The organism is Trueperella bialowiezensis (genome assembly GCF_900637955.1).
Classification (GTDB): domain Bacteria; phylum Actinomycetota; class Actinomycetes; order Actinomycetales; family Actinomycetaceae; genus Trueperella; species Trueperella bialowiezensis.
The window spans coordinates 143068-155362 of the sequence record NZ_LR134476.1; the positions used below are offsets into that span (position 1 = coordinate 143068).

Genomic DNA, 12295 nt, shown 5'->3' on the forward strand with positions numbered 1-12295 from the left:
GGCGTATTCGCCTCAAGTCTATGACTTGTGTTGATCACCGGAAACTTTGCCATCAGACGATGAGGTTTCCGGAGGTGTGTGGTGACCGGGTGAGTCTTTGGCCCCGGAAAAGGCATCCCGCAGGCGGCTTGCTCCTCGGCGTGCAGCCAAGAATGGAGCGCCCACTGTGGAGGTGACGAGCGTCGTCATAGCTGAAATATCTTCCGACGTACGGGTGGCAGCATCCGTGATCGCATCCAGCTTCTTCACCTGCACATTAGCTTCAGCGACCGTTTTTGCTGCCTCATCAATCGCTGGGAGCGTATGCTCGGTCAATTCGCGTAACGATTCAGCTAGCCGATCCAGCACTCCAGAAAGCTTACGGAGCGGCTGGATCGAAAAATAAACGAGCACAAGAAATCCCACAGCGGCAATAAGCCCTGCGATTTGCCCTAGCGTAATATCAGCCATGCAGCCATCTTACCCGGATATGGCAGCGCGCCCCGGCTCGGCCGCGGCGCGCTCCCCAATAAGCGATTAACGCGAGTAGTGCTCGACCACGAGCTGCTCTTCGCACGTGATCGGAACTTCAGCACGCTTCGGGCGGCGCACAAGCTCCGCGCGCAGCTTCGTCAGCTCAACGTTCAGGTATTCCGGAACAGCCGGCAGCACGTCTGCATGCTGGCCCTGCGCAGCCACCATGAACTGCGGGGAGGTCTGCGAACGCGGCTTGATCTGGAGAACCTGCCCCGGCTTGACGCGGAAGGACGGACGGTCAACAATCTTGCCGTCAACCATCACGTGACGGTGCACAACAACCTGACGGGCCTGAGCGATCGTGCGAGCAAACCCGGCACGCAGAACAAGGGCGTCAAGGCGCATCTCGAGCAGCTCGATCAGGTTCTCACCTGCCAGGCCTTCCATCTTGCGCGCTTCATTCCAGATCTTGCGCAACTGGGCCTCACGGATGCCGTACTGGGCGCGTAGCCGCTGCTTTTCCTTCAGACGAATCGAGTAATCAGATTCCTTGACACGGGCACGGCCGTGCTCACCTGGACGGTACGGGCGGCGCTGCATGAGGCGCTCTGCCTTCGGGGTGAGCGGAATACCGAGGGCGCGCGACTGGCGCACCGACTTACGGGAACGATTATTTGCCACGATACTTTATCTCCTGTCGACTCATGGCACGCACGTGGTTGTGCGCGGGACCAACACAAACGGCTAAGATCCCAGGGACGTGACACCTTTGCAGGTGCGTTACTTCGACGAAGCAACCGCACTAGGTTAGCACTATTTGCCGTGAAGAATCTGCCTGATGCGCGCCAAACGGGACGTGATATTGGCCTCGTATCCCCGGTCTAGCGGCTCATAGTAGATGGTTCCCGCAAGCTCATCGGGCATGTATTGTTGGCGGACCACCCCGGACTCGTCGTCGAACGGATACGTGTACTCAGTGTTTTTGCCGGTCTGCTCGGCAGCAATTTTGGATGCTTTGACCGAGGTGTCGCGCAAGTGCACGGGCACTGCTCCGATCTTTCCTGCTCGCACGTCCGCAATCGCCTTGTTAATGGCCAGATATGCCCTGTTTGATTTTGGTGCGGTGGCCAGGTGAACCACCGCTTCGGCAAGGATAATGCGCGCTTCAGGCATGCCAACGAGCGCCACTGACTGTGCGGCTGCCGTAGCCGTCTGAAGTGCGGACGGATCCGCCATTCCGATGTCTTCGGCCGCGCTGATCATCAGGCGGCGGGCAATAAAACGCGGGTCCTCCCCCGCTTCTAGCATGCGTGCCAAGTAGTGCATGGCCGCGTCCACATCCGAGCCACGGATCGATTTAATGAACGCCGAAATGACATCGTAGTGCTGATCGCCGTCGCGATCATAGCGTACGGCGTAGACGTCGACAGCCGCTTCGACGTCGTCGAGTGTCAACGTATCGCCGGTCACTGCTGCTTCAAGAATCGTTAGAGAGCGGCGTCCATCATTGCCGGCCAGCCGCACGATTTCGGCGACGGCGTCGTCGTCGGCACTGACCTTACCTCCGTAGCCGCGCTCGTCCTCGAGAGCCCGGCGTACGAGAGTCTCGACGTCACTATCAGCCAACGGGTGCAGCGTGAGAAGTAACGATCGTGACAGCAGCGGGGAAATAACAGAAAACGACGGGTTTTCCGTGGTCGCCGCTATCAAAATCACCCACCCATTTTCGACGGCGGGTAGCAGGGCATCTTGCTGAGTTTTTGAAAAGCGATGAACCTCGTCAATAAAAAGCACGGTTTCCTGACCGTAGGTAACGAGGTGGCCCTTCGCCTCGTCAATCACCGCGCGGAGTTCTTTAACACCAGCAGACACCACGGAGAGCTCCACGAACCTGCGCTCACCTTGCCGCGCTACCAGATAAGCAAGCGTGGTTTTACCAATACCGGGCGGTCCCCACAGGAATACCGACGACGGCGCACCGCTCGCCCCCGGTTCGATGAGTCGGCGAAGTGGTTGACCTGGCCCTAACAGGTGCTGCTGGCCGACCACTTCGTCGATGGTACGCGGACGCATCCGAACAGCTAACGGCGCACTCGTATCGATCGGAATACCGTGCTCATCGACGCTGGCTTGATCGAATAGATCCATAGCCTCCCCATCTCATCTTTTCTCTTCACGAGACTACCGTATGCCGCCCAGATTCCGCTGGCGAGCGAAAATCAGCCATGATCCGCGCACTCCAGCCAATTTTGCCGGTGATCCACGGCATAATGGAAGGGAAGGGGAAAGGAAACATTGATGTTTGATTGGCTCGGTCATGCAATCGCACGCAGGCCAAAGCTCTTCGTGGTGGGCTGGGTAATTCTGCTTGTGCTTGGAGGAAGTGCCACCGTGTGGGGATTCGGAGAAGGGAACCTTTTCACGCGCATGCATTCTTCTGAATCGATGGTGCCCGGCTCCGAATCAGACACGGTGCTTGAGAAGACGAGCACGGAATCTTCGCCGGATTCGGCAGTGATCGTCGTGTCTGGAGTGACATCGGATGCTGTTGAGGAAGAGGTGGGCGCTCTTCGCGAACGTCTCGAAGCCATCCCGGCGGTCAGCGAGGTGGTCGATCCCCTAGCAATTGACGCCGAAGTTGCCGCGGCAGCCGAACAGGCGATCAGCACCGCCGTCGAACAAGCACTGGAAGCCAACCAGGCCGAGCTGAGTCAGATGCCCGAACAGATGCGTGCCGGAGCGATCGAGCAGATCGAAGCCCAAGCCCGCGAGGCTGCTCAGGCAGAACTGGCCGGTGCCGATAATCCTGCCGACGCGTTTCGTTCGGGCAACGGGTTCGTCATCGCTGTGAACGTGAGCGGTGAGGACACCGGAGCTACCGAGCACATTCTGGCGGCAGCTGACGACTTCGAAGCGGACATCCAACAGATCAGCCCCGATGCGCAGGCGAATGTCTCCTCGACCACCGTGTTCAGGGATCTCATTTTAGACTTGGTGAAAACCGACCTGATTCGTGGCGAAGCGATCGGCCTGCCCATTGCGCTGTTCCTCCTGGTCATCGTCTTTGGAGGTCTCCTTGCCGCGGGGCTCCCCCTCATCGGAGCGCTCACATCAATCGCTATCGGCACGGGGTTGCTGTGGGCTCTCACGTTTGTCACGAACGTTGACACGTTTATTTTGAACATCATTTCCATCATCGGGCTGGCGCTGTCGATTGACTACGGCTTGCTCATCGTCTCCCGCTACCGCGAAGAAGTGGCGAACGAACTCGACAAGCGCAAGCTCCCCACCGACGGCACTAAGCTGCCTTCCGATGTGGGAACGCTGGTTGACGACGCCGTCGCCACCACGGTTGCCACCGCCGGGCGCACCGTGTCATTCTCAGCGCTCACCATCGCCTTCTCTATTGCCGGGCTGCTCATTATGGAAGCGCCGATGCTCAAGATGATCGGACTAGGTGGCGTCATCGTCACCGTGCTAGCGGTTGCCACCGCAGTAACGCTCGTACCCGCGTTGATCAAGCTTGCCGGGCACAGGCTCGTCGTACCATCCTGGCTCTCACGAAGGAAAGGTTTCGGCAAGCTCGTGGAAAAGGTCGGCGATTCAGCCTCCGATGAAGGCGTGTTTTCTAAGCTGGCCAAGTGGGTACATGCTCGTCCGATCCCGATTCTTATCGTGGTGGGCGCGGTGCTGCTGCTTATGGCTGTGCCGATCCGGGACCTCAACATGCGGCAAAACTTCGTCGAGTACGTACCCGCAGACTCCGACGCCGCTGCGGCTTACGAGCAGATGCAAGATTATCCCGCTTTTGCGACGCCGTCGGGAACTATTGTTGCCGAGGTCGAACCCGAACAGACGGCTGATCTGGTGAGTTACGTGGGCGGCCTCGAGGGCGTTGAATGGGTGAGCCAGCCGGAAGCTATCAACGACGGCGAAACCAAGATTGATTTCTATGTCACGGCCGAGGATCAGGTGGGTGACGAGGTCACAGACGTGGTTCACACGATCCGCGATCACGATCCGGGCTATCCCATGTATGTGGGCGGTGCTGCCGCGTTGCAGTCCGACTTCAATCAATCCGTGATCGACGGCGCTCCGGCAGCTGCGGTGATCGTCGTGCTGGCAGTGCTTATCTTGCTCTTCCTCATGACGGGCTCGATCATGGCGCCGCTCAAGGCCTTGCTCATTAACATGTTTTCTCTGGTTGCAGGCATGGGAGCTACAGTATTCGTGTTCGAGAATGGCCTCTTTGGCCTACCGCAAACGAACGGCCTGGAAACGTTCGTCGTGGCCGCCGCGGTCGCCTTCGGATTCGGGCTTGCCATGGACTACGAGGTCTTCTTGCTCGCACGCATCAAAGAATACTGGGACGCCGGAGAAGACAACGACACGGCAGTCGAGAAGGGTCTGCAACGCTCCGGGCGAATCATTACGTCGGCAGCTGCGATCATCATTGCCGTCTTCATCGGCTTCGTGTTCGGCGACATGCTGGCCATCAAGCAGGTTGGCGTGGCACTCGCACTGATTGTCGCTATCGACGCCACGCTCGTTCGTATGCTGCTCGTGCCGTCAACAATGACACTGCTTGGCAAGTGGAATTGGTGGGCGCCTAAGCCGCTGAAGAGGATCTACGAAAAGTTTAAGATCATCCACTAGAACTCGGAGATTTTATCGAGCCTGTCAGCGCTAAAACAGTAGGTGTTACCGTTCGTCCACTGGCATTTGGCGTCGTCGACGAGCTTGTTACCACTGACAACATCGAACGTGGCCGCAACTGCCCCGTCTTGGCCTGTGCCGAACACTGACACGTAGGGGTAGTCGACCACCCATAGACCCTGCGATTCCGGAGAGATCGGGGCGAAGCTCAACGTGTTTCCGTTATCGACGGCGAAACCTTCGACACTGGCATAGGCGGGCGCGACAGAATCTGTCAGAATGCGTGAAAACCCGAGGATCTCACCGGTCTGGAAAATGAGAGCGTGATCGGCGGTCACGGCTGCGGCTTGGCGGGCAATATCGGTCATCTCGGCGGTTGTCCACGCTGGATTGACTGACAGGTGCATTGACGCCGGCACTTCTATTTTGTCCACCTGCTCGCCGGCCGCGTCAAAAATCGTGACGGTTGATGGCGTGACCTTGGTGACGGTCAGCTCGCCGGCGTCGATACGCACGAAGCCATCTGCGAGCGGTTCAGTGATCTGTGCAATTGCGGGCGGGTTGAGCCACGGCGAATCCAGTGTGAGCACGCCGTCATCCACAAGCGTTTGAATCGCATCGGGATAGCGTCCGTCGTCGTTACGCGATATTGGTGTGCCGTCCGGCAACGTAGCGTTGCGACCGTCATAGACGGCAACCGTCTCACCGTTGGTGAGCTGCTCGGGTGTAGCTTGCGGATCAGCCGCGATGAGTTCCACGCGGTCCGGATATGCCTGGGTCACATATAGGGCATGAGGCGAACTAAATTCAACGCCGACGCCGGTGACCTCGGTCGGGTGTCCGGCGCTGTCAAATACGACGCCGCTATGTGTGCCCGTGTGACACAGTACGGAGGCTCCCGCACTCTCGCATGCTGACACTGGGACACCGAGAGTAACCGACCAGTCACCCGCACTGCGTTCAGGATCGAAACCGTAGACAACATTGCCCACTGGTACGACGACGGCGCCCCCGGCCTCGCTGATCGACAGCACGTTTGTGGCTTCGTAGGCCTCCCCGAGCTCGAGCGGCACGCTCCACTCGGTGCTCGGCCCAGACGAGCATCCCGACACAACGACCAGACCACCTATCAGGGTGGCCAGCCAACCCAGCCGAGAGGTGTTCATTGCAAATACCGCGCCTCATCGAAGGGTTCGCGCCGACCGCTGATGAGTTTGCCGTCATGATGGATGCCGAGCCTGCGATAAAGCCGCATCGCGCCCTCATTCCACGACCACACACCGAAGCGGACGTATCCCGTGAGCTCGAGCGACATGTTGACGGCTCCCACCATGGTCGCTCCCCCGTATCCTTGGCCGCGATACTCGGGCACGGTGCCCAGGCCCTCAAGGCTCATGCACTCTTTTTCTTGCGTGGCGCCCAAGACGATCGCAATATCCCCGGTGGGTGCGCGCATGACGAACCAGTCCAGCTCATCGAATCGCTCGAGCGCGTCGGTGATCGGGTTGGCTTGCTCAAGAGCCCGGCGTACGTCACCTGCGACCGCGGCGAATTGCGGGCTTGCCGCGCGTAGCAATTCAACTCGCTCGGATCCCGGCACGGGGTCGAGCGGCTCATCAGCCCAAAAGTAATCCCACGCGTAGCCCCAATTCGGCCCAAAATGATCACGCAACGGCGCATCGAGTGCGCCGTAGAGTTCGCGATTGATCATCGTCCGATCAGGGCGCACTCCGCGGTCCATCACGTTGCGGAGGGCATCAATACCGCGGGCAGGTTCACCGTAGGCAACGAGTACCCGCCCGCGGTCACTATCAACGAGCACCAATCCCAGATCGGGATCGTCGATCTGCTCGATTCGCGTGCCTGCCAGCTGGTGGCTCCACGCTGACAGGCGCCAAAACGCGGACTGAGCTCCAAGCACCTACTTGCCCTCAGATTCGTCTGCTGCCTCGCCCTTCTTCTTCGGCTTGGCGTCCACACCTGCTTCCTTGCGCTGCTGCGCCGTAATCGGAGCGGGCGCATCGGTCAGCGGATCCCAGCCGTTACCGATCTTCGGGAAGGCGATGACGTCACGAATCGACTTGGCCTTGACGAGCAGCGAGACGATGCGATCCCAGCCGAAAGCAATTCCGCCGTGCGGGGGCGCACCATACTTGAACGCTTCGAGCAGGAATCCAAACTGGGTCTGTGCCGTCTCGTCGTCGATTCCCATGACGTTGAAGACGCGCTGCTGGACGTCACTACGGTGGATACGGATCGAGCCTCCGCCGATCTCGTTTCCGTTGCACACGATGTCGTAAGCGGAGGCCAGCGCGTTTGCTGGATCCTCGTCGAAGGAATCGATCCATTCGGGCTTCGGTGAGGTGAACGCGTGGTGGACGGCCGTCCACTTACCAGCGCCGACGGCGACGTCGCCCTCCTGCTCAGCCTCAGCCGTGGGCTTGAACAGTGGTGCGTCGACCACCCAGACGAATGACCAGGCGTCCTCATCAATGAGGCCGCAGCGCTTGCCGATCTCAAGGCGTGCCGCACCGAGAAGCTCGCGCGAGGCGGCCGGCTTGCCTGCGGCGAAGAAAATCGCGTCTCCAGGCTGAGCGCCCGTGGCCGCGGCGAGTCCGTCGCGTTCGGCGTCGGAAATATTCTTTGCGACCGGGCCGCCCAGCGCGCCGTCGTCGGCAATCGTCACGTACGCAAGCCCCTTTGCGCCGCGTGCCTTCGCCCATTCCTGCCACTTGTCGAAAGCGCGGCGTGGCTGAGAAGCTCCGCCCGGCATAACAACGGCGCCAACGTACTCGTTTTGGAACACGCGGAACGGCGTGTCCTTAAAGTACTCTGTAAGGTTGATAAGTTCTTGGCCAAAGCGCATATCCGGCTTATCCGAGCCAAAGCGCTCCATCGCATCCTTATAAGAAATATGCGGAATCGGGGTGTCGATCTCGTAGCCGATGAGCTGCCAAATCTCCTTGAGCACGTCTTCGGCAACCGCGATCACGTCGTCTTGCTCAACGAACGACATCTCAACATCGAGCTGCGTGAACTCGGGCTGGCGATCCGCGCGGAAGTCCTCGTCACGGTAGCAGCGCGCAATCTGGTAGTAGCGCTCCATGCCACCCACCATGAGTAGCTGCTTAAAAAGCTGCGGCGACTGAGGCAGGGCATACCACGACCCGGGAGCCAACCGAGCAGGCACGATGAAATCGCGCGCGCCCTCCGGCGTCGACCGTGTCAACGTGGGAGTTTCGATCTCCACAAAGTCATGCGCATCGAGCACGCGGCGAGCCGCCTGGTTCACTTTCGCGCGCAGGCGCAGCGCGTTCTGCTGAAAAGAACGGCGTAGATCAAGGTAGCGATACTTCAGGCGCACCTCTTCGTTAACCGAACCCGAATCTTCAGCATGATCTGAGACTTGGAACGGTAGCGCAGCAGCCGGATTGAGCACCTCGACGTCGGCAGCCTCGACTTCAATATCACCCGTGGGGATCGACGGATTCGCATTGCCCTCCGGACGTTCGTTGACCGTGCCGGTGACCTTGATGACGAACTCGCTACGCAGTTCGTGTGCCACCTCCTCACGGATCGTCACCTGTGCGATTCCCGAAGCATCACGCAAATCAATGAAAGCAATACCTCCATGATCGCGGCGCCGATCAACCCAACCAGTCAGGGTAACCGTGGAACCAATATCTTCTTTGCGCAGGGAGCCTGCCATACGGGTGCGAAGCACGTCGACCTTCTTTCCTATTCGTTCACCCGCGAGACGAGCGGGCGGTACCAGTGCGCGAGACGGGCGCCTAGCACTCACCCAACTTTACGCCGCACTAGCTAAAAGGTCACACTGTTGCGCAGTTGCGTGCCCAACATCGTAGTATTCTGCCGTGATGAAAAGTCGGCAGAAGAAACAACGCATTAGTCGCAACCTCGAGCAGTGGCTCACGATCCTTTCCGTAACGCTGATCAGCTTGGTGGCGTTCGAAACGATTGCTGTGACCACGGCGATGCCCTTCGTCGTCGACATTTTGGATGGCCGCCACCTGTATGCGCTTGCTGCGGGCGTCGCGCTAGCAACGCAATTGATGACGACGGCGATCGCCGGCCCATGGTGCGATTCCAAAGGGCCCAAGCCGTCGCTGTACACGGGTATTGGTCTGTTCGTCACTGGGCTGACCATCGCAACCTTTGCTCCGAATATTGAGATCGTCGTCATCGGGCGTGCCATCCAAGGCCTTGGCGGCGGGCTGATGATCGTACCGCTCTACGTATTCGTGGGTAACTATGTTGCCCCTGAACGCCAACCTCGACTGTTCGCATGGTTCTCAGCCGCGTGGGTAGTCCCCTCGCTCATCGGTCCGTTTGTTGCTGGCTTCTTTGTTGAGCATGTCAACTGGCGTTTTGTGTTCGGCACGGTTCCACTGCTCATCACGCTCATTATGCCGGCAATGATTACCCAGTTCCGAAAGTTTCCGGCGCTGCACGCGCGGCGCCCGTTTGGCAGGCACCGGCGTGTCATTGTGTTTGGTGCTCTGACCGGGGTCGCCGTAGCCGGCATCCAGGTGTTATCGGGCGTGCGCGGCGAGGATGCGAATATCGCGGTTGTTGCAGCCGTAGTTGTGCTGACCGCCGCCGCGTTCCTCTGTGTTCGCCCTCTGCTACCGCGCGGCACGCTCACCGGCCAGCCTGGACTTCCGGCCACCGTTTTGTTGCGCGGAATCCTCAACGGCTCATATGTGGCTGTCGAAATTTTCTTGCCTCTCATTTTGAAAGAAGTTCACGGTTGGTCGCCCACACAGGCAGGCCTCGTCATGACGAGCGGGTCGATCACGTGGGCGCTGGGATCGTGGATACAGGGCAAGCTCACCAATCCGCAACACCGAGCACTTATTCCGATCCTTGGTATTGGCGGGCAGCTTGCAGGTACCGCGTTGACCATTGTGTCTGCTTTCGAACAGATCAACCCGCTGCTTGTCCTTCTTGGCTGGCTCATCGCGGGGCTTGGCGTCGGGCTCATTTATCCCGCGCTCGCTGTCCACGCACTTGGTATCACACCTCCGCAGCAGCATGGCATGACGTCGTCTGCGCTGTCGCTGTCCGACACGATGGGTTCAGCACTGCTGGTCGCCTGGGCGGGAGTCGTCTATTCGATAGCTCTCCCACTTGGTCATCATGCGTTCGCGATCGTCATTTCGGGGGTGTGTGTGATCATCGCTATTGGCCTTGCGGTCTCCAAGCGGGTGCGCGATGTCACCCCAGCTTCGCTCACAAACGGTGGTTTAGACGCGTAGACTAAACGGCGGCGCACCGAGCGCCTGGCCCATGCCGTTTGTGTTGTGATGTGTTAAGCGGCGCGCGGGCTCTACTATCGCGGCTCACGCCGTCACACACTGCAGGTACTATGACAACTTTTGCTGGGCTCAATTTGCCCAAAAACATTCTGTCCGCCATTACAAAGATGGGCTACGAAACGCCTACCCCGATCCAAGAGCAGGCCATTCCGCCACTGTTGGACGGGCGCGACGTCGTTGGCGTCGCCCAAACCGGAACGGGTAAGACCGCCGCGTTTGCCCTCCCCATGCTCACCCGAGTCGACCCAGAATTGGAACAGGTGCAGGCACTCGTCTTGGCACCCACGCGCGAACTTGCGGTACAGGGAGCCGACGCCATTGACGAATTCGCAGCCTCGACCACGGGGCTACGAGTTGTCGCCGTCTACGGCGGTGCTCCTTACGGTCCGCAAATCGGCAAGATTCGCGACGGCGCCCAGGTCGTCGTCGGCACGCCCGGCCGGATCATGGATCTCATCGACCGCGGGGCTTTACAGCTCGACGGCGTGCGCTACTTCGTGCTCGACGAGGCCGATGAGATGCTCCGTATGGGATTTGCTGAAGACGTCGAAAAGATCGCTGCGGATCTGCCCAATGAGCGCGTCACTGCCCTGTTTTCGGCCACCATGCCCAAACAGATCCGCGCAGTCGCGCAAAACCACATGAACGATCCGTTAGAAATCACGGTCACTCCCCCAGCCTCGACGATCGACACGATTACGCAGACCTACGCCGTCGTTCCCTCCCGCCATAAGATCGGTGCACTCGCCCGCGTGCTCGCTACAACGGATGCGGACGCGGCCATCGTGTTCGTGCGCACCCGTGCCACCGCAGAAGAACTCGCTATCGAGCTCAACACCCGCGGCGTGCAGGCCGCCACCCTGTCCGGTGACGTGCAGCAGCGCGACCGAGAGAAACTCGTCGAGCGTCTACGTGGCGGTACCCTTGACGTGCTTGTGGCTACCGACGTCGCAGCCCGCGGGCTCGACGTGGAACGCATCGGCCTCGTCGTCAATTTCGACGTGCCGCGCGAAGCCGAAACATACGTGCATCGAATCGGCCGCACGGGCCGAGCCGGCCGTGAAGGTACGTCGCTCACGTTCGTCACACCGAAAGAACGCTCCCGGCTGCGCCGCATCGAAAAGATCACTGGTGCCACACTCACCGAGGTCAGCTTGCCGACCCCCGCTGAGGTGTCCGGTTTACGGGCTCGACGCCTTGTGGAATCTGCGAAAGAACGTCACGCAGCTGGAAGGCTATCTGTGTACCGCGAGATCATCGAAGAATTTCGCACCGAGCAACTCGCCTCAGATAGCCCGATCTCGCCCGAAGACCTCATTGCCTCGTTGTTGGCACTTGGCGTGCGCGATCCGGGACCAAGCCCGGATGATGAGCCCGAACATCTGACGGTCTCATTCGACGACGACCGCCCGCGCCGTGACGAGCGGCGAGGCAAACGTACCGGCGGTAAGCCGCGCACGTTTGATCAAGATGGCACGATGTACCGCGTCGAAGTTGGCAAGCGCGACGGCGTCTCCCCCGGTGCGATCGTCGGCGCGCTGACGAACGAGGGCGGCCTGTCTGGATCGCAGCTTGGACGCATCGACATCTATCCCACGTTCTCTCTCGTAGAAATCGACCGTGAAATCGACTCGCGCACCCAGAAGCGTATTGCACGGGCACGCGTCTCCGGGCGGACGCTCAACATTTCCCGCGATACTGGCCCGCGCCGATCAGACGAACGCGCCGTCCGTAAATACCGTGCCGACCGTAAATTCGGCGACGAGCGCCGGGCGCGCAAAGCACGTTTTGACAAGGGCCGCAAGCCCCGGCATTGGCGCTAGATGACCGTGCATCAAGCCTGC

At 59.8% G+C, this 12295-nt stretch carries 9 protein-coding genes; 3 read left to right on the forward strand and 6 right to left on the reverse strand.

What is annotated here, in order from left to right; genetic code table 11:
* Window positions 1–18 precede the first annotated feature (18 nt).
* The 3 genes from EL234_RS00675 to EL234_RS00685 form a co-directional block, all read right to left on the reverse strand.
* Entirely contained in the window at window positions 19–450 is a 432-nt protein-coding gene (locus EL234_RS00675) for a DUF948 domain-containing protein (protein WP_126415664.1), read from the reverse strand.
* 66 nt (window positions 451–516) lie between these two features.
* On the reverse strand, window positions 517–1137 hold the full coding sequence (gene rpsD / locus EL234_RS00680) for a 30S ribosomal protein S4 (protein WP_126415665.1): 621 nt from the start codon (window positions 1135–1137) through the stop codon (window positions 517–519).
* 132 nt (window positions 1138–1269) lie between these two features.
* On the reverse strand, window positions 1270–2604 hold the full coding sequence (locus EL234_RS00685; protein ID WP_126415666.1) for a replication-associated recombination protein A: 1335 nt from the start codon (window positions 2602–2604) through the stop codon (window positions 1270–1272).
* A gap of 150 nt (window positions 2605–2754) precedes the next feature.
* On the opposite strand from EL234_RS00685, the gene EL234_RS00690 reads away from it, so the two are divergent.
* Window positions 2755–5112, forward strand: coding sequence for an MMPL family transporter (locus EL234_RS00690; protein WP_126415667.1), 2358 nt, complete (start codon window positions 2755–2757; stop codon window positions 5110–5112).
* Here the strand turns inward: EL234_RS00690 and EL234_RS00695 are convergent.
* From EL234_RS00695 to aspS, 3 genes are read right to left on the reverse strand one after another with little or no spacing between them, the layout of a single operon-like run.
* On the reverse strand, window positions 5109–6278 hold the full coding sequence (locus tag EL234_RS00695) for a hypothetical protein (protein ID WP_126415668.1): 1170 nt from the start codon (window positions 6276–6278) through the stop codon (window positions 5109–5111). The two genes, EL234_RS00690 and EL234_RS00695, sit on opposite strands and share 4 nt — an antisense overlap.
* Window positions 6275–7033, reverse strand: a complete 759-nt coding sequence (locus EL234_RS00700) for a GNAT family N-acetyltransferase (RefSeq protein ID WP_126415669.1) — start codon at window positions 7031–7033, stop codon at window positions 6275–6277. The genes EL234_RS00695 and EL234_RS00700 overlap by 4 nt, the downstream gene beginning before the upstream one ends.
* Window positions 7034–8836 (reverse strand): aspartate--tRNA ligase, encoded by a 1803-nt coding sequence (gene aspS, locus EL234_RS00705; protein ID WP_197718446.1) that lies wholly within the window; start codon window positions 8834–8836, stop codon window positions 7034–7036.
* Window positions 8837–8990: 154 nt separating this feature from the next.
* On the opposite strand from aspS, the gene EL234_RS00710 reads away from it, so the two are divergent.
* Together EL234_RS00710 and EL234_RS00715 are read left to right on the forward strand one after the other, a co-directional pair.
* Window positions 8991–10391, forward strand: a complete 1401-nt coding sequence (locus tag EL234_RS00710; RefSeq protein WP_126415670.1) for an MFS transporter — start codon at window positions 8991–8993, stop codon at window positions 10389–10391.
* A gap of 110 nt (window positions 10392–10501) precedes the next feature.
* Window positions 10502–12274 (forward strand): DEAD/DEAH box helicase, encoded by a 1773-nt coding sequence (locus tag EL234_RS00715; RefSeq protein ID WP_126415671.1) that lies wholly within the window; start codon window positions 10502–10504, stop codon window positions 12272–12274.
* The last annotated feature ends 21 nt before the right edge of the window (window positions 12275–12295 follow it).